Raw genomic sequence first — 25,096 nt, 5'->3', positions numbered from 1 at the left:
CCCGTTTGCGGCGACGGGTCCGGCGGTTGCACTGATGTGGACCGCGGCAATGCAGTATACCGTCGCACCATCATTCTCGAACTAGCTCATGGCACGCCAGCCCGGTGACTGATCCCGACAGCCAATTCATCGACCACGCACTGGTGATCGTGCTGACCCAGCCGGACCGGTCGGTCGAACCGGCCTGGCTCGAGGCGCTGCAGGCCCACTGCAGCGGCGAGGTCGTCGCCAGCGAGGGCGGACATGCGCCCGACGGGCTGGAAGTCCTGCCCGGCAGCCGTGGGCCCTGGTGGACCTGGCTGGGCCAGCTCGACGCCGAACGTACGCGCCATGGCGTCCTGCTCGTGGCGCCGCAGCTGGTCCTGCCCGAGCGATTCGGGCAGCGCCTCGCGCATGCCCTGGCTTCCCCCGACTGCCCTGCGCTGCTGACCCTTCCCGGCAACCACCAGGCCGGACTCGACCCGGCGGCCGGGCTGTTGGACGCGGGCGCGCCGATCGATTCCCTCATGCAGGCGGCCGCCGAGCTGAAGTTCTCCCCCGCCCGCCTTCGACCGGAGCGACTCGCCGTGGTGCTGGCCGGGCGTGCAAGCGAGGCGATCGCACTGGCCGAGAGCGGGCGTGGCTGGATATACGACGGCCTCTGGATCCGGGATCCGGAGGCCGGTCCCGGCGAAGAGGAGACCGCGCCCGACCTGCGCGCCGCGCTCGGCCAGCTGCGGGAACGGCTCGGCGAACTGGCGACGGCCGGCGATTTCGCTCCCCTGCCCCTTCATGGATTCGACCCACGGCCGGTCGTGCTTCACATCAGCCACGACTGGGGCGGCGGCGTGGCCCGCTGGATCGCCGATGTCGTGGCCGCCGACCCGGAACACAACCACCTCGTTCTCTCGGCAGGTGGTCGCACCGACGGCCGCGTCCACGGACAGTGGCTCAAGCTCTACGCCGCCGGCCCCGGGCGGTCCTGCATCCGCCAATGGACGCTTTCTCCCGCCATTTCGGGAACGGATGTCGAACACGCCGGCTATCGGGAGATTCTCTCGAGCGTGATTGACCGCTTCGGCGTGGCGCGCATCCTGGTTTCATCGCTGATCGGACACAGCCTGGACGCCCTGGCCACCGGCCAACCCACGCTGGAGATGCTGCACGACTACTATCCCGCCTGGCCGGTGCTCGATCACGACCCGCTGGCCTTCGCCGGCGAGGACGGACGCATCGACCTCGACCGCGCCGTTGCCGAGTCCGGCGAGGCCTTCCTTTTCGAGGAGCGCCGCAGCGGGGCCTGGCAACAACTGGCCACGGCCTGGCTGGGTGCTGTTCGCGACAACGGCGTGGCCCTGGCTGCCCCCACCGGCCAGGTTCTCGAGCGCTGGCGAAAACTGGTTGCCGATCCGCTCGAAGGGGCGCACGTGGTGCCGCACGGGTTCGCCGGCTGGCCTGCCGAAACAGCGCTGATCCAACCGAGACCGCTGCCCGACGGCCGGCTCAACCTGGTGGTGGTCGGCCGCCTGTCCGCGGGCAAAGGCCTTCGCCTGCTCGAGGCCGCGCTCGAGGAACTGCGCGGCCAAGCCCGGGTCACGCTGCTGGGTTGCGGCAGCGACGGCATGCGCTTCTTCGGCCGACCCGGCGTCGATATCGTCCTCGATTACCGCCACGAAGACCTGCCGCGGCACCTGGCGCGCCTCGGCGCCCAGGCCGCGCTCTTTCTGTCCACCGTGGCCGAGACCTGGAACTACGTCCTGTCCGAGACCCGGTCGCTCGGCCTGGTGCCGCTGGCCACGCGAACCGGCAGTTTCGTCGAGCGCATACGCCACGAGGTCGACGGCCTGCTGTTCGAACCGAACGCCGCTTCACTGGTGCAGGCGGTGCAATCCCTGCGCGAGCAGCCCGAACGACTCGAGGCGATGCGCCGGGCACTGCCGGCTGAGCCGCCGGTGAGCGGGGCGTTGTCTTCGATCGAGGAGTGCGTCGGCCTCGAGCCGGCCCGCCCGCGTGGCGCGGCCGCGAGCTCGGGCGCCGAGCTGCAGGCCGCAGTCCGTGCCGCCCGCCTTGCCGACTCCCGCCTGGAGCACCGGGCAATGCGCGACGAAATCGAAGCGCTTCGCCGCGATCTCGAACGGCGGACGGACTGGGCCCGAAAGCAGGAACGCCTGGCAGGAGAGCGCACGAACTGGGCTAAGCGCCTTGAAAGCGAGCTGGACGACTACCGGCAGGAAGTCGCCGACAAACTGCGGCGGCTCGAGGTGACGGAATCCGAGCTGGAATCGATGCGCAACGAACTCCAGGCCCAGCGCGGCCGGACCGAGCACCTGGAAGAGGAGCTCCAGACCATATTCGCGAGCCGGTCGTGGCGGATGACGCGACCGATGCGCGTCACCAACCGCATCGTTGCCAATGCGCTTCGCCGACGCGTCTACAACCCGCTGCGCTGGCCGCGGATGCTCGCCCGACTGTTCCACAACCTTCGGCTCTACGGCGCACGCGGCACGCTCGAGCTGATGCAGCAGGGTGCCCCGCCCCGAGTGGCGATGCCCGAAGGCGTCGAGACCGTCGAGGCGCCGGGTGAAACGCTCTGCCCGGTCTGCCTGGAACCACCCGACGAACCGGTAGTCAGCATCGTCGTGCCGGTCTTCAACAAGGCCCACTACACTTCGGCGTGCCTGAATTCGATCGCCGCCCGATCCGGCACGACCCCGCTCGAGGTGATCGTCGTCGACGACTGCTCCACGGACGACACCGCCGAATACCTGGCGCAATGCCGGGGCGTGGTCGCAGTACGCAACGAGACCAACAGCGGCTTCATCGCCAGCTGCAACGCGGGCGCTGAAGCCGCGAAGGGCCGTTACCTGGTCTTCCTCAACAACGATACGACGGTCACCGACGGCTGGATCGAGGCCCTGGTGCAGACCTTTGCGTCGTTTCCCGACACCGGCATCGTCGGCGCCCGGCTGGTGTATCCGGACGGCCGCCTGCAGGAAGCCGGCGGCATCGTCTTCAATGACGGATCGGGCTGGAACTACGGTCGCGGTGACGACCCCGACCGACCCGAGTACAACTTCGCCTGCCAGGCCGACTACGTCTCCGGCGCCTGCCTGGGCATCGAGCGGACGCTGTTTGCTCGACTGGGCGGCTTCGACAAGCACTACGCGCCGGCCTACTACGAGGACACCGACCTGTGTTTCCGCGTACGCGAAGCCGGGCTGCGAGTCATCTACCAGCCCGCCTGCACCATCGTTCATCACGAGGGCATCAGTTCCGGCACCGACGAATCCTCGGGCACCAAGCGCTACCAGGCCGTCAATCGCGAGAAGTTCCTGGCGCGTTGGAAGAATCAGCTGGCCCGGCAGCCCGAGCCGGTGCCCGGCCCCGAGGCCGTCGAGGCCGTCTACCGGGCGCGCCATCACCGGGCACGCGGGCACGTGCTGGTGATCGACGCGACCACGCCCGAACCCGACAAGGATTCCGGTTCGATGCGCATGGTGGCCATGCTGACCATCCTGCGCGACCTGGGCTATCGGGTCAGCTTCGTGCCCGAGAACCTGGCCTGGGTGGCGCGCTACACCCGCCAGCTGCAGACCGCGGGCGTGGAAGTGCTCCATCAGCCCTGGAGCGGCAGCATCGAGGAATGGCTGGCCCGGCACGGCGCGCGTCTGGACCAGGTACTGGTCAGTCGGCACTACGTGCTCGAACCGCTGATGCCTGTCATCCGCCGACACTGCCGAGATGCGGCGTTGGTCTTCGATACCGTCGACCTGCACTTCCTGCGCGAGGAGCGCATGGCCGAGATCGCCGGGGACGAGAAGGCTGCGCGCATCGCGCGCAAGACCCGTGAGGCCGAACTGTCCCTGATCCGGCAAGCCGATGCCACGCTGGTGGTCAGTCCGGTCGAGCAGGAACTGTTGCGGGAACTGGTGCCCGACGCCCGCATTCGGGTCCTCTCGAACATCCACCGCATCCACGGCCGGCGGCGGGGTTGGTCCGAAAGGCGCGACCTGCTCTTCGTCGGCGGATTCCAGCACCCGCCCAACCTAGATGCCGCCGAGTGGCTGATCGACGAAATCATGCCGCTGGTGCGAAACCGGATTCCCGAGGCCCGGCTGCACCTGATCGGCAGCCGCATGCCCGAGAGCCTGCGCGAGCGAAGGAGCGAAGGCGTGGTCGTGCACGGCTACGTCGCCGACCTCGGACCCTACCTCGAAGGCTGCCGCCTGTCCGTGGCGCCCCTGCGTTACGGCGCGGGCGTGAAGGGCAAGGTCAACCAGGCCATGGCCTGGGGCCTGCCGGTGGTGGCCACCGGCTGCGCAGCCGAAGGCATGTACCTCGAGGACGGGGAGGACGTGCTCGTGGCCGACACCTCAGAGGCCTTCGCCGAGGCGGTGGTGCGGGCCTACGAAGACGAAGCGCTATGGCTGAAGCTGTCCGACGGCGGCCTGGCCAATGTCGAGAAACACTTCAGCTTCGACGCCGCCCGGCGGGCCATCACCGAACTGCTGGAAGCACTAAAAACTTCCTGAAACGCAAAGACGCGAAGACGCAAAGCAAAACCAAAACACCACAACCACGGAATTTCACGGAATACACGGAAAGAGGATGAGTCGATTGGACTCAGGGGCACTCAAGGCCGGCAGGGCAAGGTGCCGGCGCGGCCGTTGCTCGAATGCCACTCATTCCCTGCTTTCCGTGTCTTCCGTGGTTCCCCGGTTTTCTTTGCGTCTTCGCGTCTTCGCGTTTACAGGATTTTCCCCCTCAACGCAGCCGCCGCGCGTCGGTGACGCTGGGGATGGCCTGGAGGCGGCTGAGCAGCGTGGAGAGCTGGTCGAAGTCCTCGACCTGGACGGTCAGTTCGATGGTGACCTCGTCGCCGGTGTCGCCGTGCTGGGCGTTCATCCCCGTCACGTTGACCCGCTCGGCGGCCAGGAGCGTGCCGATGTCCTTGATCAACTCGCGGCGGTCCCAGGCCCTGACCACAATGCGCGAGGGGTAGCGGCTGCGTGATCCGCTGGCCCACTGCACGTCGAGGACACGCTCGGGCTGGCGACGCTGCAGGTTGAGGAACTGCCGGCAATCCTGGCGATGGATGCTCACGCCCCTTCCCCGGGTGATGTAGCCGGCGATCGGGTCGCCGGGAACGGGCTGGCAGCACCGCGCCATCTGGTGCATCAGGCTGCCGACGCCCTCGATGCGCACATCGTCGTCGCCGGCCGCCGTGTCGACCGGCTTTCGCTGAACGGCGATGCCCTCGCTTTCCTTTTGCTCGCGCGCGTGCAGGCGCTCGACCGCCTGAGCCACCTGCGTTGCGGTAACGTCGCCGGCGCCGACACTGACGTAGAGGTCGTCGACGCGTGTGGCGTTGAACTTCTCCATGACGCGCCGAATCTCGTCGAGGCCCAGGTCCAGGCGACGGAACTCGGCCTCCACCGCCTGCCGCCCCGCGGCCAGGTTCTCCTCCTGGTTGGCCTGGCGAAACCACTGCCGCACCTTCGCGCGCGCCCGCGCGGTGTGGATGTAGCCCAGGCGCGGAATCAGCCAGTCGCGCGAGGGCCTGGGCTCCTTGGCGGTCAGGATCTCGACCCGGTCGCCGTTACGCAGCTGGTAGGTGAGCGGCACGATGCGACCGTTGACACGGGCGCCCCGGCAGCGGTGACCCACCTCGGTATGAATCAGGTAGGCAAAATCCAGCGGCGTTGCCCCGGCGGCCAGGTCGCGCACCTCGCCGCGCGGCGTGAGCACGTAGACCCGGTCTTCGGTCGTGAGGTTGCGGAAACTCTCCAGCAGCGCCTCGTCGTCGTCCTCGCCATCCTGCCCTTCCAGTAGCTGGCGCATGACGCCGATGCGCTTTTCGAGCGCGTCGTCGCGCGGACCGCCTTCCTTGTAGCGCCAGTGGGCGGCAACGCCGAGTTCGGCGTGGCGATGCATTTCGTGGGTCCGGATCTGCACTTCCACGACGCGACCGCTGCTGGTGCTCACCGCCGTGTGCAGCGACTGATAGAGATTGGCCTTGGGATTGGTGATGTAGTCGTCGAACTCGCCCGGCACCGGCTGCCAGCGCGTGTGCACCAGCCCGAGCACGGAATAGCACTGCTCCACGCTGTCCACCAGGACGCGCACCGCGCGCACATCGAACAACTCGTGGAAATCGAGCCCCTTGCGCTGCATCTTCCGCCAGATCGAGTAGATGTGCTTGGCCCGGCCGGTCACGTCTGCATGGATGCCGGCGTCCTCGAGCAAGGCGCGCAGCCGGCTCATGAATTGCTCGATGAAGGCCTGCCGGTCGGAACGCTTTTCCGCCACCAGCCGGCTGATGCGCTGGTAGGTCTCGGGCTCCAGGTAACGGAAGGCCAGGTCCTCGAGCTCCCACTTGAGCTGCCAGATGCCCAGGCGATTGGCCAGGGGCGCGTGAATCATCTGCGTCTCGCGCGCGATCTCCCGGCGCGTGGCCTCGTCTTCGTTCCGGGCCAGGTGCAGGCGCGCGACTTGCCAGGCCAGTGCGATGAGCACCACGCGCACGTCGGCAACCAGGGCCATCAGCAACTGCCGGAGGCCTTCGGCGCGGGTCTGGTCGTCGGGCAGGTAGGTTCGCCCGAAGAAGGTCAGCGTCCGCAGCTGCTCGAGGAGCTCGTGCACGCGAGGATCGCAATCGTCGGGAAGCGCCTCTCGGCGCTGCTCCTCGAGCGCCAGCGGCAGAAGGATGGTGGCCTCGATCACAACCGGATCGGGACCGAGCCGGCTCAGTGCACTCAACGCCCCGTGCACCAGCGCAAGCGCCGTTGCTCCCCGCGCGCCGGTTGCATCAACCAGGAGTTCGACGCGCGAACGCAGGCGATCGATCTTGATACCCGGCTGCGATTCGGACTGCGAGCGAATCCAGTGCTCGAGTGCGCGCTGCTCGGATTGGAGATCGCGGCTCACGGTCTGCGTTTGAGCGGGTAACTACGCCTCATCGCCGGAGAATAACCGACCGTTCTGTCAGGAACCAGATTTCCGGAAATCGAAGGTGGCGTGGAAGTGAAATCCCCGTTCCCCTGTAAACCCCCGATCCCCTGTTTGTTGCTTCCCCTGCTCCCTTATCGACAGACGCTTACTGAGGCGCCACCACCTCGAAGGTAGTGCTGTTGGCACCGAAGAAACCAGTACCAGAGGCAACTGCCTGAATCCGGTAGTCGGTGCCGATGTCATTGGAATCGATCGACCCGACGGTCAGCGTGATCTGGCCGTTGGTCACCAAACCACTGGTCAGAGTGCGAACGGTGCTACCGCCCTGCTGCAGATTCAGCGTCACGAAAGTCAGTTGATCATCGGTGACCAAATTTTCCTCGGCATCCACCACGTTGAGGCTGACGTCGAACGAGGTGCCGGCAACGACCGGATTGGGCGGCTGCAGAGTGAAGACGAGATCGTCCGGCGCGCCCGCCTCGAAAGAAACCGTCGCCGGGGAGGTGCCGACCCCGGCCACCGAGAAGCTCGGCTCGAAAGTACCGGTAGAAGTCGATGTCGCGTTGAAGACCGCGATCCCGTTGATATCGGTAAACGCGCTCGCTGGAAGCGAGGCGAGACCGTCATCCTGAGCGACCTCGACCTCCGCCGCGTCCACGGGGTTTTCAAACTGATCTTCGACCAGGGCCTGGATTTCCACCGGATCCTGGCCGTCTGCTGTGGCGGTCGGCACGGAAGCCTGCATGAAGAAACTGGCCGGCTCGCCGGGCAGTATGGTCACTACACCGTTGCCGCTAAGGTTGCCCGACGTGAATGAAATGGTGTAATCACCCGCGTTCGACAGGGTAGCAGGAGGGGCCGCCGTAAAGCTGACTTCGCCGTTGATGTCAGTCGTGCCCGAAGAGGGCGAAGTGATCGTCAGCCCGCCTGCATTGTCGACCGCAACCGGCTCGTTGGGCACTGGATTCAGACTGGCGTCGAGCACGGTGACGGTAATCTGAGCATCGTCTCCGGTATTGCCGGTCGTGATTGCCGAATCTGCGGTTGCATCCGTGGCCGAGACACTGAGACCGTCCGATTCGCCGATGACCGTCATCGTCGCCTCGCCCACCGCGAAAGGCGTGCCCGTGGAGAGGGGGTCGGCCACCGTGCCTGCGTGCAGATGGATGTCCTCGCCGGTGGCGGAGTTGGTGGCCACGGTTCGCTCGATGGTGAACGTCAGGCTGTCGCCCGCCGGCAAGTCGATGCCCCCGGCATTCATCTGCTCGAAACGCAGGGAGCTGGCGTTGGCGCTGACGGTGGGGCACACCGCATCACCGGTCGCCGTGCAGGTCCAGGTCGCCGGGGTCAGCGCTGCCGAGTAGACGTCGAGGTTTTCCGGGAACAGTTCCTGGAGTGCCACGTTGTTGAGGGCACCGGTGCCGGTATTCGTCACGACGATGTCGTAATCGAAGGTCTGGTCCGGCGTCACGAAGGTGGGCACGCGCTGGAACTCGAGATCGAGCGAGCGATTGATCTCGAACCGGTCGCGCGCAATGACGTCGGTGTCGCCGGCACCCTCCTGGCTTTCCATGCCGAAAAGACCGAAGGTGCCGCCGGAGGAACGGAAGAAACACTGCTGATTCGTGGCCGGACGAATCGATAAGCTCGGCGCCGCGGACAAGGAGTACTCGAGCGACGAGATCAGGTAGAAGTTGTCGATGATCTCGTGCCCGTTCGGATCCTTGACGCGAATGGTGGCGTCCACCGGCTGAGAGCCCATGTCAAAGCAGAAGAGCGGATCGACGTAATCAGGCGAAAGATTCCCGGCCGATAGCTGAACCTGGCCGGCAACCAGGTCATAGGTGACCAGATCGCTCTGGGCCGTTTCCGCAATGACGGGCAAGACGGCAATTTCCGCTCCTCCGTCGACAACGAAAGAGACGTTGCTGGCCACGCGCTGCCCGGCTTGCGCCAGCGAGGAGACGCCGGTCGCCAACGCGATCGCCGCAACGGCGTGCATCGCGGATTTTCGAATCATCAAAGCTGCCACAGTCCGTTTTTTCCCGCTGGTGTGCATCAGTTGCCTAATATTGTAGCGACTCCAATTGCAAAATGACCATCCGGAGAGCATAAAAGTTCCGTTAATTCAGGGCTTTCTGGCATCATTTGCGAAACAGTTCACGTATTTTCCCCCGCTTCGGCCCCGCATTCCGCCCAGGCATCCTCGAGACGCTTGTTCGAAGTCTTCTCGGCGGTTCCGAGCTTCTGGGCGAAGATCTGCACCCTGAATTCTTCCACCAGCCAGCGATATCGGTCGAGCTCGGGCGTGTACCAACCCTCCGCCAGCCGGTCCAGATAGCGCTGCCACCAGGGCGCGACCTCCGCCATGCGCTGACTGTCACGGACGGGATCGAGTTCCAGCGCCTCCAGCCGCATGCGCAAGGCCTCGAGATAGCGCGGGTAGTGCTGGAACCTTTCGACGTCGATGTCGCCGAGAAACCCGGCGTACATCAGGTCATCGAGCTGGCTGCGCATGTCCTCGACGGCTTTCGGCACAGCCTCCTCCAGGCTGTCGAGCCACATGGAGAGCTGATGCCAGTCCTTCAGACACTTGTCTGCAGTTTTCGACAGATCGCCATATGTTGCCAGCAATTCCTGACGAGCGGCGGAGACCAGCCGATCGAAGGCAGCGCGGTCGCGAACCGACCAGGCCGTGTCCAGGAAGCTCCTCAGCGCCAGGTCGCGCAAACCTTCGGCAAACGCGGCGATGTCTTCGATTCGCGTCCAGGCGAGCTGGGCCTCGCGGGAGAGGCCGTGATTCTTCTTCAGATACTTGCACTTGTCGCGCAGGGCGGCGCGCAGCAGGGCCAGCAATCCCCCGCGGTGGGCCTCACGCGCATCCTCCTCGGTGTCGAACAGGCGAATGCCGGCACGATCGCCCTGGGCCGTCAGAGCGGGCCAGGCCCGGTGACCGCCGCGGGTGGTGATCTCCTCCGGCAGCTCGGGAAAGTCGTCCGGCCCGAGTCCGTCGCGCTGCCACTGACCGGCCTGGCGGTCCATGAATTCCCGCCGCGCGCGCTCGCTGAAGCGTTCGACCAGCGCCTCGACATTCCGGCTTTCGCCCAGGATGCTGCCGTCCTCGTCGCGCAGCCTTACCAGGACAAGCAGGTGCCGGGGCAGCTTGCCGGGCTTGAAGTCGCCGGGCTGCACGTCCATTCCCGACATCCTCGAGAGTTCGTCGGCCAGGCGATCGTGGAGCGCCCCCTCGGGCGCACCCAGGGACTCGATGGCCGCGCGGGCGTAGTCGGCGGCAGGAACCAGGGAGCGGCGCTTGGACTTGGGCAGGCTGGCGATCAGGGCGGTGACCTTTTCCTCCAGGAGCCCCGGCACCAGCCACTGGAGCCGCCCGGGATCGAGGCGATTGAGCAGGTGCAGCGGGCAGTCCAGCATGACGCCGTCGCGTTCGCTCGCCGGATCGAAATGGTAGTGCAGGCGAAACCGCTCCGGCCCCACGGCCAGGGTCTCCGGGAAGGCCTCCCGCCCGGCCAGGGACGCCTCGTCGCGAAGCAGCGTGGCCCGGTCGTAGAGCAGCTTCGAGCGCTCGTCTTCGTCGAGCTTTTCGTACCAGCGCGCGAAGGCGCGGGTCGTGTAGACATCCTTCGGCAGCCGCTCGGCGAAGAAGGCTTCCAGTTCGGCCTCGGCCGCCAGCACATCGCGCCGGCGCCGCTTGTGCTCGTGCTCGGCCAGTTCGCGCCGGAGCGCGGCGTTGCGCTTGAGGAACTCGGCCCTGGAGTGAATCTCGCCGCGCACCAGGGCGTGGCGGATGAAGATCGAGCGCGCGGTCGCCGGATCGTGGGGGCCGTAGTGGGCCCTGCGCTTCTCCACCAGGACCAGACCGTGAAGGCTGACCTGCTCGTAGCCCATGACGCGGCCCGAACGTTTGTCCCAGTGCGGATCGAAGAAGCGGCGCTTGAGCAGGTGCGCGCCCTGCTCTTCGAGCCACTCCGGCTTGACCGGCGCCACCATGCGCGCATAGGGCCGGGCCGTTTCGACCAGCTCGGCAGCCATGATCCAGCCCGGATTGCGGCGCGCCAGGACCGAGCCGGGGAAGATGCGGAATTTATGGCCGCGCGCGCCCTGGTATTCCCCGCCTTCCTGGTGCTGGCCGATCATCCCGAGCAGGCCGGCGAGCAGGCTGCGGTGCACGTCTTCGGGCGCTGCCGCGCCGAACTTACCCGGCCGCCAGCGCTCCTCCCGGGCGATCTGCCGGAGCTGGCCGTGCAGCTGCCCCCATTCGTGGAGGCGCTGCGGCGCCAGGAAATGCTTGCGTGCCAGCTTGTCGGCCTGGTTGCGGGAATGCTCCGAGCGCACCGCCTGCCACCACTGCCACAGCTTCATCAGGGTCAGGAAATCGGAGTCGGGCACCACGAACTGCGCGTGGGCCTGGTCGGCGGCCTGCTGCTGGTCCAGCGGGCGATCGCGCACGTCGGCCACCGACAGGCCGGCGACCAGCACCAGCAGCTCCGCGAGCGCGCCGCGCTCGGCGGCCTCCATGAGCATGCGTGCGTGGCGAACGTCGACCGGCAGCCTCGCAAGCGTCCGCCCCCGCTTGGTCAAACGGCGCTCTTCGTCTACCGCACCGAGTTCGAACAGGCTCTGCCGGGCCTCGCCGATGAGGCGCTTGGGCGGAGCATCGACGAATGGAAAGTCCTCCGGGTCGCCCAGGCCGAGTGAGAGCATTTCCAGCACCACGCCGACCAGCCCGGCGCGCTGGATCTCGGGTTCGGTGAATTCCGGGCGCGCCAGGAAATCGGCCTCTTCGAACAGCCGGATGCAGGTGCCCGGCCCGACGCGTCCGCAGCGACCCGCGCGCTGGTTGCAGGAAGCCTGCGACACGGGCTCCACCGGCAGGCGCAGGACCTTGGAGTGGGCCGCATAGCGGGAAATGCGCGCCAGGCCCGAGTCGATCACGAAGCGGATGCCGGGCACGGTCAGCGACGTTTCGGCCACGTTGGTGGCCAGCACGATGCGCCGCCCGGCGCCCGGCTTGAAGATTCGGTCCTGCTGCCCCGCCGGCAATCTCGCATACAGCGGCAGGACTTCGGTATGGGTCAGGCTCGCCCGCTTGAGAATGCGCGAGACCTGGAAGATTTCGCGCTCACCGGGGAGGAAGATCAGCACATCGCCGCGCGGGTCGATCCGGCTGACCGCCTCGACTGCCCGACGCACCTGCTGCGGCAGGTCTTCGCCTTCCTTCGACGACTGGTACTGGATATCGACCGGATAGCCGCGCCCCTCGACGGTGATCACCGGCGCATCATCGAAGTGCTCGGCGAATCGTTCGGTGTCGATCGTCGCCGAGGTAATCACGATCTTGAGATCGGGACGTCGGGACGTCAGGCGCTTGAGATAGCCGAGCAGGAAGTCGATGTTCAGGCTTCGCTCGTGGGCCTCGTCGATGATCAAGGTGTCGTAGGCATCGAGCAATCGGTCATGGTGGATCTCCGCGAGCAGGATGCCATCGGTCATGAACTTGACGTAGCTATCCGACGACACCCGGTCGGTGAAGCGCACCTGGAAACCGACGGCGCCGCCGAGCTCCGTGCCGAGTTCCTCGGCCACGCGGCGCGCTACCGATCGTGCGGCGATGCGCCGCGGCTGGGTGCAGCCGACCAGGCCGCGAACGCCGCGACCGGCGTCGAGGCAGAGTTTGGGCAACTGGGTCGACTTGCCCGAGCCGGTCTCGCCGGCGACGATCACGACCTGATGTTCCCGGATTGCCTCGACGATGCGCCCGGCATGCGCCGAGATGGGCAGGTCGGGCGCTTCACCGGTGTCGGGTCGCGCCTCGGCCCGCATTGCCCGCACGGACATGGAGTCGTTCAGGCGCTTCTCGTATTCTTCGAGCAGGCGCGCGCGCTTTTCGGCCGGGCCCCGAAAGCGCACGAGCTGGCTGTGCCGGCGCTTGAGCCAGCCGACATCACGCTGCATGACTTTGTCCGGCTCGAATGTGGGAATCTCTGACATCGGCGTTATTGTTTCAGATCGGGAGGTTTCGGAATGGAGGTTTCAGGTTTCAGGTTTCAGGTTTTAGGGTTCAGGGTTCAGGGGAGACCTGGGGTTCCGGGTTCGGGGTTCGGGGTTCCGGAAGAGCGCGTGGGTGCTTCATCGGTCATTGGGGCTGGCTGCGCCGGGATGGCTTTCCTGAAACCTGAAAGCTGAAACCTTCATCACCCCCGAAGCCCGCTAGCTCGAACCAGCCAAGGTGCTAGGCTACGCCCCAGACCCCCAACAGACCTTCGAGTTTCGATGAACTTCACCAGCGACAACGAAGCGCCGGCGCATCCGGCGATGATCGAGGCGATCACGCGCGCCAACGAAGGATTCGCGACAGCCTACGCCAACGACGAGTACAGCAGGCAGCTCGATCAACGCTTCAGCGAATTGTTCGACACCGATTGCCGGGTCCTTCCGATCGCCACCGGCACGGCGGCCAACTGCGCGGCCATTGCCGAATTGAGTCCGCCCTGGGGCGCAATCCTGTGCCACCAGCTGGCCCATATCCAGAACGACGAGAACGGCGCGCCGGAATTCTACTCCGGCGGCGCCAAGCTGATGCCCCTGCCGGGAGAGAACGGCAAGCTGGACCCATCGACGGTGGCGGCAACCATCGACGGCGCAGGCAGCCACGGTGTGCACAACGTCAAGCCCTCGGTGGTCTCGATCACCCAGGCCACCGAGTGCGGAACGACCTACCGGCCCGAAGAGATTCGCGCCATTGCGCACGCCACCCACGAGCGCGGATTGCACCTGCACATGGACGGCGCGCGCTTCGCCAATGCCGTTCACCACCTCGACTGCCACCCCTCCGAAACCACCTGGAAGGCCGGTGTCGACGTGCTGAGTTTCGGCGCGACCAAGAACGGGGCGCTGACCGCCGAGGCGATCGTCGTGTTCGGTCACCCGGAGTGGCTGGAGGGCATGGAGCGACGACGCAAGCGCGCCGGCCACCTGCTTTCGAAGATGCGCTACGTGTCGGCGCAATTGCTGGCGATGCTCGACGACGATCTCTGGCTGACGCTCGCCGGCACCGCCAACGAGCGGGCCACGCAGCTGGCCCGCGGCATCGAGGCCAATGCGCGTGCATCCCTGCATTGGCCGGTGGAATCCAACGAGGTGTTCATGAAGGCCGAACCGGAGAAGCTGGCGGCACTCAAGGCACAGGGCTTCCTGTTCCACATCTGGCCCGGCCACGACGACCTGGCCCGCCTGGTCTGCTCCTGGGCCACCACCGAAGAGCAGGTCGCCGAATTCCTCGGAGCGCTGGATGAATAGCTGCAGGCAACCTGACGCGAATCGGGACTATTCGCCCAACCGGCCAACCAGCTGAGCAGCCAACATCATCCCAGGTGCTTTCCGCCGGTCCAGCCACCCTGCTTGAGCACCCGGTCGCCGAGCGACTTCGGACCTTCCTCGAGGTCGGTGGCCATGGAGTCGTTCCAGCGGTTGAGAAAGCCGTAGAGGCAGACGGCCGCCAGCAGCTCGACGATCTGCTCCTCGCTCCAATGCGCCTTCAGGCGGGACATGACTTCGTCGTCCACGGCATTGGGCACCGCCCCGGCGGCCAGGGCGAAATCGAGCGCCGCTCGCTCGGCCTCCGAATACTGCTCGCTGGTCTGGTACTCCCACAAAGCGTCGAGCTTCTCCTGCGGCAGGCCGCTGATCCCGGCGGCCACCAGTGAATGCGCCTCGCAGTACTGGCAGCCGGCCGCCCGGCTGGCGAAGTGAGCCAGCAGGCGCTTGAAGGCCGGATCGACGCTGCCTTCCGGGTCCATGACCGCCGCGGTCAACTCGCCGAAGGCCCGCACGATCTGCGGACGCCGCTGAAGCGTCAGCAAGCTGTTGGGCACGAAGCCCAGGATCTCTTCGAAGTGGCGGAAGGTGTCGGCCAGCTCCGGGGTATGATCTGCAGGCAAGGGATCGATGTGTGCCATGGAGAAAGACCTCCTGAATTCCAAAAGGGCCACTATACCGAGGATGGAGTACGGAGCATGGAGCACTGAACCGACGCGAAGCGTCGTCCCGGACCCCGATCCGGGACCCCAAAACGAGGCTGCCACCGGATAGAAGGCCCCGGATCAAGTCCGGGGCGACAGAACTTGAGTCCTGAAACCTGAAACCTGAAACCTGAAAGACAATTTTCAGATGCCCCACGACCAGCCCGTCATCGCCGTCGAAGCCCCGGACGGCCATCGCTTTGAACTGATCCACGTGGCCGCAGACCGGCCGCGGCAGGCCTTCCTCTTCCTGCCGGGCATGGGATTGAGCGCGCGCCTTTTCATCCGCTTCGCCCGCGCGCTGGCCCAGAGCGGCACCAGCGTCTTCATCCACGAATGGCGCGGGAACGGGTCGTCGAGCGTCCGCGCCTCGAGGGAGTCGAACTGGGGCTACCGCGAACTCCTCGACGATATCGATGCCGCCCGGCAGGCCGTGGCCGGACAGGCGCCCGGCGGCCACCTGATCGGCGGTCACAGCCTGGGGTCGCAGTTTGCTTGCCTGAGCGCGGCCGTCGACTCGCGGCACTGTCTCGGCCTGATCGTACTCGCGGGCGGATCACCCTACTGGCGCACCTTTCCCCTGCCCATGAAAGCGGTCATGGCGACCATCATGTTCGCGTTTCCAACCCTGGGGACCCTGATCGGCTACTACCCCGGCAAGCGTGTCGGCTTCGCCGGCAACGAGGCGCGCGGCGTGATGGCCGACTGGGCGCGCAGCGCGCGCTCGGGGCGCTACGAACCCGCCGGTGTCGATTTCGACATCGAGGCACGGCTTCATGCGCTGCGCCTTCCGGTCCTGGCGCTCGACATGGCCGACGACTGGTTCGTCCCGAGACGATCGCTCGACTGGCTGCTCGACAAACTCGACAGCTGCGAGATCACCAGGCAAACCGTCGAAGCCGCCGAGCCCGGCGAAAAAGCCGATCACTATGCCTGGATGAAACGGCCGGACCCGACAGCAGAAGCGATCAGGGCGTGGCTGGAAGAGAGCGCGCCGCCCGCGGGCCCCTGAACCGACGCGCAGCGTCGTCCCGGACCCGATCCGGGACCCCCAAACGAGGCTGCCACCCGAAAGAAGGCCCCGGATCAAGTCCGGGGCGACACAGCTTGAGCCCTGAAACCTGAAACCTGAAACCTGAAAACTCAATCGTCCAACATCGCCGCCACCAACCGGGCGTAAATGCGCTCCCTGAAGGTCGACGGCTCGGCCAGGCCCAGTCGCTCGAGTTCCTCGAGGTGTTCGCCCGGACGCCCCCTGAGCAGCGCGCGCGCCAGGCCGAACTTGTCGTTGGATAGTCCCTTGAGGCGCTCGAGCGCGGGAATCAGGCGCTGTTCGACCTCGGTGAAGTCGCAGCCGAAGGGGTAGTCCGGAAACACCGAACGGCAGTCGGCGAAGGCGTGTTCGAGAAACTCGGGAGTATTTCGCCGCGCCCGCTCGGGAACTTCCCAGGCGGGATCCAGCTTGCCGGCCTTCTTGGCGCGCTCGACCAGCTCGTCCTGGAAACGGGCGTCCATGATGCCGACCAGGGCCTTGATGCATTCCTCGTCGGTCCGGCCGCGCAGTTCGGCCACGCCGTATTCGGTCACCACCAGGTCGCGCAGGTGGCGGGGGATCGTGGTGTGCGGATACTCCCAGACGACATTGGATGTCACCTCGCCGCTGCTGCGCGTGCGCGTCGAGCGCAGCATGAGCACGGATCGTCCGTCGTCCATTGCATGGGCCATGGCCACGAAGTTGTACTGGCCGCCCACGCCTGAAACGACCTGGTGATCGGCCAGGCCGTCGGAAACGGCCGCCCCTGTCGCGGTGACCATCATGCAGGTATTGATGAAGCAGGCGTGCCGGCGCTGGGCGACCTCGAGCGCCTCGGCGCCGCCGTAGAGCTGGTTGATCCGGCCCACCCCGTGCATCCGAAAGCGCGGGCGCTCGCTGTCGTCCAGTTCGCGCAGGAAGCGATAGAACTCACCGCTGCCCAGGACGAAGCCGCCGTCCATAACGGCGCCCTCGCCGGCCTGTTCGACGGATTCCCCGGCATTGACCCGCTGCTGCAAGTCGAGATCGTCGAACACCTCGCGCGTGAGAATGCCCGCCCGGTAGAGGTGCATGAACCCGTCCATGAACATCTCGCTGGCACCGTAGATGCCTTCCTCGAAGGAGCCGAGGTGTTCGAATTCCGCCGAAGGCGCATCGAGGCGATCGACCAGCCGCCGGTAGGCCGCATTGTCGCGATGGCGGTGGATCATGGCGTTGACCAGGGCGTCACTCAGCGAGCCGATGCCGATCTGCAGCGTGCCGCCGTCGGCCTGCAGGCGGGATGCTTGCAAGCCCACGGCGTGGTCCTGCAGGGAGACGCGGGCGCGCGGCACGCCGAACAGCGGCTGGCGCGGGTCCTCGTCGATGATTTCATCGAAGAAACCCGGCTCGATGACGGCATCGCCGTGCATGAACGGCAGTTCCGGGTGAACTTGCCCCACGGCAAGCCAGGGCCAATCGGCGTCCCTGTGCAGGCGCTCGACCACGTCCAGGGTGACGTCGGGATTGCAGGACAAGCTGTATCGGCCGCCCACGGGCCCGGCCACCAGTTGCAGCAGCAGGTTGATGCCGCGATCGACCAGGTCTCTCGCCACGTGGGTGTAATTCGAGGACACGTAATGGCGCTGCATGACCGGATGGCCCAGCGCGGCACCGGACTGGAAATAGAATTCCGTCACCTTGACGTTGTCCGGAACCCGGTCGATGCGCTGGTCGCGGACGTATTCCAGGCGCGGATAGTCCCGGCCGAACAGCCGTTCGACCGCGGGATCCATCAGCCGCTTCGCCAGCCAGTGCGAAGACTCCGGCAGGTCCAGGGAGAGCGCGGTGACGATCTCCAGTTGCAGTTCCGGATCACGGCAGGCGCGCCGGTACAAAGCGTTGACCAGGCGATTGGGCTTGCCCAGGCCGAGCGGAAGCCCGACCACGAGCCGCCTCCCGACTCGGTCGATGATGCGGTCGATCAGTGCGTCGTAAGGCGTCGGCCCGTTGTCGGTCACGTCGGTAGCCCCTGCAAGAAATTCGAATTGCGCCATCCACGATGGCCCGAAGCCCATTATCTCCGCAGGGGGCTGCCACTAACAACGTGTCGACCGCTTGGCGTCGGCCCGAAAGCCACACCCAAGGCCGCCACTTCCCTAAAATGCATCGTCTGCACACTTTATCGAAGCGGTCCGGCCATGCAGTACTACCCCCTCTTGAAGAACATTCACGTCTTCCTGGCGCTGACCAGCGGAATCGGCTTCGCCCTGCGCGGCTTCATCCGCCTCGTGCTGCGACAGCCGCTGGCCCACCGCTTCTGGAAGATCGCACCACACATCGTCGACACCGTGCTGCTCGCCTCCGGTGTCACGCTATGGATCGTTGTCGGATGGCCCCTGATGTCCTGGTTGGGCGTCAAGCTGCTGCTGGTGCTCGCCTACATCCTGCTCGGCATCGCGGCGTTCAAGGCCCGGGACCGATCACGCGCCGTCGGCTTCTACCTGGTCGCACTGTGCGTGTTCCTCGCGGTGGCCGCCCTCGCACTGCACAAGCCACTGTAATAACCAGTCGCCCATAAAAAAGCCCCGGCAGAGCCGGGGCAGCCAACAACGCATGAGTCGTCAACGGGAAGGGGGAGACTGACGACTCAAACGCCCATTGGAAAGCAAACCATCACTGGATCACCGGCGACTCACTGCACGGCGACGAATTCGTGGGTTCCTCTTTCCTGACCCCCACGGAGCGAACCCGATACGGCGGCGCTCGAGCCCGACGGCAGGAAGGCCATCAGGTACTCGACGGCGCCCGACTGCTCCAGGCGGTTGACGATGACGTGGGTGCCATCGCGATCGACGACCACTTCGGCATAGCCCCAGGGCTTCACGCCGCAGCCGGCAGCCTCTCCGGCCGAGCCGCTGCCCGAGCCCTGCACCATCAGGGTCGGTGCACCGCTGCAGTTCTCGCCCGCGGAGCCGCTGCCCGAACCCTGCACCATCAGGGTGGGCGCACCGCTGCAGCCTTCGCCGGCCGAGCCGCTGCCCGAACCCTGGACCAGCATCGACGAGCCGCCGCTGCAGCTTTCACCGGCCGAGCCACTGCCCGAGCCCTGGACCATGAGCTGCCCGCCGGGCTGGACGGATTCCTTCGAGCTGCCGCTGCCGGAGCCCTGGACGAGCGTGCCGGATTCGTTGCCCTGGTCGGATTCCCCGGCCGAGCCGCTGCCCGAACCCTGGACCAGCAGGCCCATTGAGAAAGCGTCTTCGCCGGACTGAAGGACGGAGTACAGGGGAACCCTGGCGTAGCCGGCCGCGTCGATGGCAGTGGGCGAAACGCCGATCATCACGCCCTCCTCACCATGAACCGAAACGATGGCGTGACCGTTCTTGCTCGATACCGCCACCCGGGTGTCGGACGCGAAGGCGATGCCGCTGAGCATCATGGTCGCGAGAGCCACGAGCATCACGGACAGACGGGCGATGCCGGTGCCGCTCTTTTCGATACCGGTGCCGCTCTTCTCGATACCGGTGCCGCTCTTTTCAATGCCGGTGCCGCTGCGGCCGATTCCGGTGCCTGATTTCTCGATGACTCGTGCCATGGTGGCCTCCTTTGGAGTGCTCGAAAGTGATGCGATGCGATTCAGGATGAAGCCTGTTCGGGAGAACTCTCCCAGTAGTACCAACCGACGCCGACGGAACATTCGGGCGACTCGGAGGGCTTCTTCTCCTCGTCTTCCATGCAGTTCTCGACTTCGAGAATGTGCTTCTCCAGCACCGCCCTGACGCTCTTGCGCACTTCCTCCAGCCGATCGGCGGGGATACGCGTGGACCAACGGTCCTGCTGCAGCCAGGGAGCGTCGCTTTCCGCCACGCGGCTGGTGTTGTGAATGACCGACTTGCCCAGGCGATTGATGGCGAGGCTTCCCGCCTCGATCGCCGTCTTCTCCGAATCCTTGACGGGCTTGTAGACGGTATCGACGAGGCGCACCTTCATGCCGTCGTCGAGCAATTCCACGTTGCCGCTCTCGAGCAGCCGTTCCAGCGCCGTCTGGGGCGTCACCGCCCGACCGGCGGCCCGGCTGACGAGGCGCTGAAAAGTGCCGTGGGGCCCGTGGATGAGAAGCTCGTTCGGCTGCCCCGTTTCCGAGTCCGCGAAATCCTCGTCCTTGTTCCACATTTCGAGGATGGCGGCCTCTGAGCAGACGTCCGAAGGGACGTAGCTGCGATCCGGATTCTCCTCGAACGCCTTGATGGCCCGGCCATCCATACCGCAGAGCAGGGCCAGGGCCGACCGGGTGACCTTTCGATCGGGGTTTTCCTGCTGCAGGTAGTTCCTGGCCTCCTCGACGTAGACCTCACGGACGAGGTTGACCAGGGCGGCGCAGGACACGCGGCCGATCGAGAAGCGAACGATCGGTCGGATCATCCGCATCATGGCTTCGACCAGCCAGCTGATGTCCTGGCCTTGCTGTTCGTGGGCGAGTGCCTGACCCATTTCAGATCTCCAAGAGTTGGGGTTTCTGGAAATGGAAGCCCTGGGCGTAGTCCACCTCTAGCTCACGCAGGGCGTCCACCTGTCTCGATGTTTCCACCCCTTCCGCGATGACCCGGGCACCGAGGCCCCGGCCAAGCGTCTTGATGCTGTCGACGATGGCGCGCTGGTTGCGATCCACGTGCACACCGCTGGTGACCCCGATGTCGATCTTGAGCAGGTCGACGATGCCGGCCGCGCAAAGATCGAAGCAGTTGACCCGGCTACCGAAATCGTCGAGCGCGATGAGCAGTCCGGCCCTTCGCAGGCGCTGCGCGTTCGACACCAGTGAAGTTTTCTCCCGGCTGCGGCCGAACTCGATCAGCTCCAGGCAGATCGAATGCCCGTCCTGGCAGGCCCGCCGCTGAAACTCGATCGCCGTCTCCACGAACAGCCGGCTGGTCAGCGATTCCGGGTGCGTGTTGATGCTCACGCGCGTCGGCCTCTCCTGCGCCAGCAGCCATGAGGCGATGCGGCGAAATACCTCGAGGTCGGTGCTGAGCACGGGCCGCTCGAGATAGAGGCGATCGACGAAATCGCCCGGCGACCAGTGACGGTGCATACCCCGCGGCCGGATCAGGGCCTCGTACCACGGGTACTCGCTGCCGAAGAGATCGTCCTGGGCCTCGAGCGCACGAATCTCATGGACGGCGAACGTGCAGAAGTCCGTCGTGGCCTGAAGCGGCGCCGTGTGTGCGACTTGGGCGTCCATGAAATTTCCTCGTTTCTGGCGTTTGCCAATATTGGTAATTGACAATATCGGCATTTGCCATAAATTGCAAGCTTCAATCCGAAAAAATTGCGCCCGGCCGGCTTGTGGCCGGTCCGGCGCTTCCGCTACTGTTAACTTCTCGCGCCGGGTCACCGAGCCGGGCACGAACAAGAAAGGGTCGCTTTTCTCATGTTCTTCAAGGGTTTATGGATTCCGATCGCCCGCCCGGCCGTCCTGGCGTTGGTCTCGATCGCGGTGATCGGCTGTGGTCGGGGCGAAACGGACGCGGAAACGGCGCAGAAGGTCTACCGGCACGCCATCGACGGGGCGCCGGCCAGTCTCGACCCCGCACATGCGGACAATGTGTATGCCGCCACGCTGGTCAAGAACCTGTTCGACACGCTGTATCGCTACAAATACCTGTCGCGCCCCTACGAACTGGTTCCCAACCTCGCCGAGGACTTTCCGGAGGTATCCGAGGACGGTCGCGTGTACCGGATCCGCCTGCGCGAAGGGGCGCGGTTCGCTGACGACCCGGCCTTTCCCGGGGGGCTGGGACGCGCGGTCACGGCGGCCGACGTCGTCTACTCGCTCAAGCGGCATTTCATGAGCGAGACCCGCTCGCGCGGCGGCTGGTTGTGGCGTGATCGCATTGTCGGCCTGGAAAGCGACGCGACCATCCGGAGTGCCGACCAATCGGTGGCGGGTTTGGCGGCGATCGACGAGCGCACTGTTCGCATCGAACTGACCGAGCCCTACCCCCAGTTCACGCACACACTGGCGATGGCCCTTTCGGCTGTCGTGCCGCGCGAAGCCGTCGAATACTACGGGCGGGAGTTCGGCGTGCATCCCGTGGGCTCGGGCCCCTTCGTCCTGAACCGCTTCGACGAGGCGATGGCCGTGCTCGAAGCCAACCCCGGCTTCGACCGGGGCCCCGTAGATCTCGCCGCGGAAGGATTCGACCCCCAACGCCACGCCGGCTACGACCTGGAGCCCATCGACGGCAAGCCCTACCCCCTGGTCGACCGCATCGAGGTTCACTTCATCTCCGAACCGAGCGCGCGCTGGACCAGCTTCGCCTCCGACGGGGGCGTGGATGTCGTGATGGTGCCGCCCGAACTGGCCGAGCGCGTGCTGGAGAGCCGCAGCCCGCTGCGTTTCAAGCCAGCCATCCGCGAGCGCTACCGCACGCTCCACGGGCTGGAAGCGGGCTTTGTCTACCACGGCTTCAACATGGCCAACCCCGAGATCGGGCACAGCGCCGATCCCGTGCGCGACCGCAAGAACCGCGCATTGCGCTGCGCCATGCGCGACGCCTTCGACTGGTCGGCCCGTAACGAAGCCTTCTATCACGGCCTGGGCCGGGTCTTCCCCGGCGCCATACCGCCCGTGCTCGCGGCCTACGATCCGCCCTTCGACGACGATTCGGTGACCCATCGGCCGCGGCAGGCCCGGCAGCGCCTGCAATCGGCCGGCTGGACGGCCGACACCCTCCCGCCCATGATCTACGGCCTGGAAGCGAGCATCCAGCAGCGGCAGATGTTCGAACAGTTCCGGGCCTGGATGCAGGAGGCCGGGTTTCCACCCGGGCACTTCCAGCCCCGGTCGTTCGCCGGCTTCGGCGAGTACTCCCGCGCCATCGGCCAGCGCGAACTCGATTTCTTCCTGCTCGGCTGGACACTTTCCTATCCGGACGCCCAATACAGCCTGCAACTGTTCTATGGCCCCAACGCAGCACCGGGCGCCAACAGCGTCAACTATGACAACCCGGAGTTCGACCGCCTGTTCGAGCGCGCGTCGACCCTGCCGGCCGGCCCGGAACGAACGGCGCTCTATCGCCGGCTCAACCGGATGATCATCGAGGACTGCGTCATCATCGGATCGCTCTCGCGAACCCGCCTGTACCTGTGGCGCCCCGACGTCCGGATGTTTCCGGACCGGGAGATGGTCGGCGGGTACTTCCTGCGGTTCGTGGACGTGGTCGAAGACCGTCCATGAGCGCCGGGGGCAGCCGAGGCGGGTTTCTCCTCGATCGGCTGGTCACGGCCACGGCGTTACTGCTGGGCGTGACGCTGATCAGCTTCACCCTGACCGTTCATTTCGGACCCGACCCCACCTGGGAGCAGCTGGGCCGCAATCCCACGCCCGAGCAGATCGAGCAGGTTCGCCAGGCACTCGGCCAGGATCGCGGATTCCTGCCGCGCTACGCCGATTTCCTGCTTCGCCTGGCGCGCCTGGATCTCGGTCACGCGCTGGCCAGCGGGGAACCGGTCGTCGACCTGCTCGCCCGCGCCATCCCGGTTTCCCTGCTGCTGCTGGCCCCGGGATTCCTGATCGGCATCGTCCTGGCCCTGGCACTGGCCATGGTCGCCGCCTGGCGCCCGCGCGGCTTCGTCGACCGCTTGTGCACCATCGTCTCAGCAACCGGCATGAGCCTTTCCCTGGTGATCATCGTCATCGCGCTCCAGGCCGTCTTCGCGGTATGGCTTGACTGGTTTCCCGCCCGGGGTTGGCGGGTCCACGACCTTGCCTCCTACCTGCGCCACGTGACTGTCCCGAGCCTGGGCCTGATCGTCGCCGGACTGGGCTACAACCTGCGCTTCTTCCGCTCGGTGTTCAGGAACGTCCTGCACGACCCGCCCGTGAGAACCGCCCGCGCCTATGGATTCGGGGACGGCCGGATCGCGATTCGCTACGTGCTGCGGGCCGCCGCACCGCCGATCCTGACGCGCATCCTCGTCGCCGTTCCGCTGATCGTGATTTCGGGCAGCCTGATCATCGAGAAGCATTTCGGCATCCCGGGCATCGGCATGGTCACCTGGAACGCCATGATGTCGGGGGACCAGCCCGTGATGATGGCCGTCGTGAGCCTTTCCTCGGTCCTCTTCGTGCTCGCGCTGTCGGTGACCGACCTGCTGACCGGATTGCTCGATCCGAAGGTACGCGGCGCATGACGGCCCCGGTCACGCTACGCCGGCGCCTGGCCGGCCTGGACCGACTGCCGGTCGCCCTGATGGCAGTCTTCCTGGCAGCCGCGGCCGGCGTCTGGTGCGGCCTGTGGGGCACCGACTGGTCGACGATCAGCGGGACCCTGCGCGAGCCGCCCTCTCCCGAGCACTGGCTGGGCACGAATCGGCTCGGCCAGGACATCCTCGAACGCCTCCTGGCCGGCACGGCGACCGCCTTCGAAGTGGGCCTGCTGGTCGCCGTCGCAAGCGTGGCGCTGGGCGCCGCCCTCGGCGGACTGGCGGGCTTCCACGCCGGGCGACGCATCGACACGTTGCTGACCTGGGTGATCGGCACGATCGACGCGATCCCCTTCTACCTGTTCGTCGCCGCGATCGCCTTCGCCATGAGAGGCTGGCCCGGCGCCATGCAACTGGCCATGATCCTGAGTTTCTGGACGCTGACGGCTCGCCTGGTTCGCACCGAGTCAATGCGCCTCAGGGAGCGGGAGTTCATCGCCGCCGCCCGGGCGAGCGGCTCGACAAACCGCCGCATCCTGCTTCGCCACATCCTGCCCAACCTGGCGCCGCTGCTGCTCGTCCAGGCTTCGCTGGCATTCGTGGCGGCGGTCAAGGCCGAGGTCGTACTCAGCTTCCTCGGCATCGGCCTGCAGGACTCGATCAGCTGGGGCATCATGATCGCCGAGGCGTCGCAGGAGATTCTCGCCGGACATTTCACCAACTTCATCGCCGCCTCGCTGGCACTGTTCGTCCTCGTGCTGTCGATCAACAGCCTGAGCGACGGGCTGCAGGAACGCCTGGATCCCCGCGTCCGCCGGACCCCGACGGAACGACTGGCCTGACGGCAAGCCTGTCCGCGGTGCTGGAGGTGATAATGAACGACATCGACCGGAGCAATCCGAAAAGG

Annotated in this window: 15 protein-coding genes; 7 read left to right on the top strand and 8 right to left on the bottom strand. The window is 66.1% G+C overall.

Translation table 11 applies throughout. The features are described from left to right. Nucleotides 1–104: 104 nt before the first annotated feature. Nucleotides 105–4,511, top strand: coding sequence for a glycosyltransferase (locus DZC52_RS14695; RefSeq protein ID WP_116651905.1), 4,407 nt, complete (start codon nucleotides 105–107; stop codon nucleotides 4,509–4,511). Nucleotides 4,512–4,743: 232 nt separating this feature from the next. Here DZC52_RS14695 and DZC52_RS14690 read toward each other — a convergent pair whose 3' ends face one another. From DZC52_RS14690 to hrpA, 3 genes are all read right to left on the bottom strand, one after another. Continuing rightward, nucleotides 4,744–6,906 carry a RelA/SpoT family protein gene (locus DZC52_RS14690; RefSeq protein ID WP_116651904.1) on the bottom strand — a complete coding sequence of 721 codons (2,163 nt, stop codon included), beginning with the start codon at nucleotides 6,904–6,906 and terminating at the stop codon, nucleotides 4,744–4,746. A gap of 169 nt (nucleotides 6,907–7,075) precedes the next feature. Then, a complete protein-coding gene (locus tag DZC52_RS14685; protein ID WP_181918974.1) occupies nucleotides 7,076–8,989 on the bottom strand; it encodes an Ig-like domain-containing protein in 1,914 nt (637 codons plus the stop codon). A 101-nt stretch (nucleotides 8,990–9,090) separates the two neighbouring features. After that, the gene (gene hrpA / locus DZC52_RS14680; protein WP_116651902.1) at nucleotides 9,091–12,939 is read right to left on the bottom strand and encodes an ATP-dependent RNA helicase HrpA; all 3,849 of its coding nucleotides are present in this window, start codon (nucleotides 12,937–12,939) and stop codon (nucleotides 9,091–9,093) included. Nucleotides 12,940–13,221: 282 nt separating this feature from the next. Between hrpA and DZC52_RS14675 the strand changes: the two genes are divergently transcribed. Beyond that, nucleotides 13,222–14,247, top strand: a complete 1,026-nt coding sequence (locus DZC52_RS14675; RefSeq protein WP_116651901.1) for a threonine aldolase family protein — start codon at nucleotides 13,222–13,224, stop codon at nucleotides 14,245–14,247. 65 nt (nucleotides 14,248–14,312) lie between these two features. On the opposite strand, the gene DZC52_RS14670 is transcribed toward DZC52_RS14675, so the two are convergent. Beyond that, on the bottom strand, nucleotides 14,313–14,906 hold the full coding sequence (locus DZC52_RS14670; protein ID WP_116651900.1) for a carboxymuconolactone decarboxylase family protein: 594 nt from the start codon (nucleotides 14,904–14,906) through the stop codon (nucleotides 14,313–14,315). A gap of 211 nt (nucleotides 14,907–15,117) precedes the next feature. On the opposite strand from DZC52_RS14670, the gene DZC52_RS14665 reads away from it, so the two are divergent. After that, complete coding sequence (locus DZC52_RS14665) at nucleotides 15,118–15,981, top strand: alpha/beta hydrolase family protein (RefSeq protein ID WP_116651899.1); 864 nt, start codon at nucleotides 15,118–15,120, stop codon at nucleotides 15,979–15,981. 131 nt (nucleotides 15,982–16,112) lie between these two features. Here DZC52_RS14665 and DZC52_RS14660 read toward each other — a convergent pair whose 3' ends face one another. Beyond that, the gene (locus tag DZC52_RS14660; RefSeq protein ID WP_116651898.1) at nucleotides 16,113–18,038 is read right to left on the bottom strand and encodes an acetyl-CoA hydrolase/transferase C-terminal domain-containing protein; all 1,926 of its coding nucleotides are present in this window, start codon (nucleotides 18,036–18,038) and stop codon (nucleotides 16,113–16,115) included. A gap of 144 nt (nucleotides 18,039–18,182) precedes the next feature. On the opposite strand from DZC52_RS14660, the gene DZC52_RS14655 reads away from it, so the two are divergent. Further along, nucleotides 18,183–18,545, top strand: a complete 363-nt coding sequence (locus tag DZC52_RS14655) for a SirB2 family protein (protein WP_116651897.1) — start codon at nucleotides 18,183–18,185, stop codon at nucleotides 18,543–18,545. A gap of 131 nt (nucleotides 18,546–18,676) precedes the next feature. Here the strand turns inward: DZC52_RS14655 and DZC52_RS14650 are convergent, their stop codons facing one another. Genes DZC52_RS14650 through DZC52_RS14640 form a run of 3 tightly spaced genes read right to left on the bottom strand, consistent with a single transcriptional unit; the run spans nucleotide 18,677 to nucleotide 21,223 of the window. Continuing rightward, entirely contained in the window at nucleotides 18,677–19,579 is a 903-nt protein-coding gene (locus DZC52_RS14650) for a hypothetical protein (protein WP_116651896.1), read from the bottom strand. Nucleotides 19,580–19,620: 41 nt separating this feature from the next. Continuing rightward, complete coding sequence (locus DZC52_RS14645) at nucleotides 19,621–20,475, bottom strand: DUF6502 family protein (RefSeq protein ID WP_116651895.1); 855 nt, start codon at nucleotides 20,473–20,475, stop codon at nucleotides 19,621–19,623. Between the two features lies 1 nt (nucleotide 20,476). Further along, complete coding sequence (locus DZC52_RS14640) at nucleotides 20,477–21,223, bottom strand: EAL domain-containing protein (protein ID WP_181918973.1); 747 nt, start codon at nucleotides 21,221–21,223, stop codon at nucleotides 20,477–20,479. 189 nt (nucleotides 21,224–21,412) lie between these two features. Between DZC52_RS14640 and DZC52_RS14635 the strand changes: the two genes are divergently transcribed. The 3 genes from DZC52_RS14635 to DZC52_RS14625 are packed head-to-tail and all read left to right on the top strand — an operon-like array spanning nucleotide 21,413 to nucleotide 25,031. Further along, complete coding sequence (locus tag DZC52_RS14635) at nucleotides 21,413–23,221, top strand: ABC transporter substrate-binding protein (protein WP_116651893.1); 1,809 nt, start codon at nucleotides 21,413–21,415, stop codon at nucleotides 23,219–23,221. Then, nucleotides 23,218–24,177 (top strand): ABC transporter permease, encoded by a 960-nt coding sequence (locus DZC52_RS14630; protein ID WP_116651892.1) that lies wholly within the window; start codon nucleotides 23,218–23,220, stop codon nucleotides 24,175–24,177. Before DZC52_RS14635 ends, DZC52_RS14630 begins: the two co-directional genes overlap by 4 nt. Continuing rightward, on the top strand, nucleotides 24,174–25,031 hold the full coding sequence (locus tag DZC52_RS14625) for an ABC transporter permease (RefSeq protein WP_116651891.1): 858 nt from the start codon (nucleotides 24,174–24,176) through the stop codon (nucleotides 25,029–25,031). Before DZC52_RS14630 ends, DZC52_RS14625 begins: the two co-directional genes overlap by 4 nt. Nucleotides 25,032–25,096 lie beyond the last annotated feature (65 nt).

Source organism: Wenzhouxiangella sediminis, assembly GCF_003410055.1.
GTDB classification, from domain to species: Bacteria; Pseudomonadota; Gammaproteobacteria; order Xanthomonadales; family Wenzhouxiangellaceae; genus Wenzhouxiangella; species Wenzhouxiangella sediminis.
Note: the sequence above shows the minus strand (reverse complement) of the source record. Positions and strands in the feature narration are given on the sequence as shown.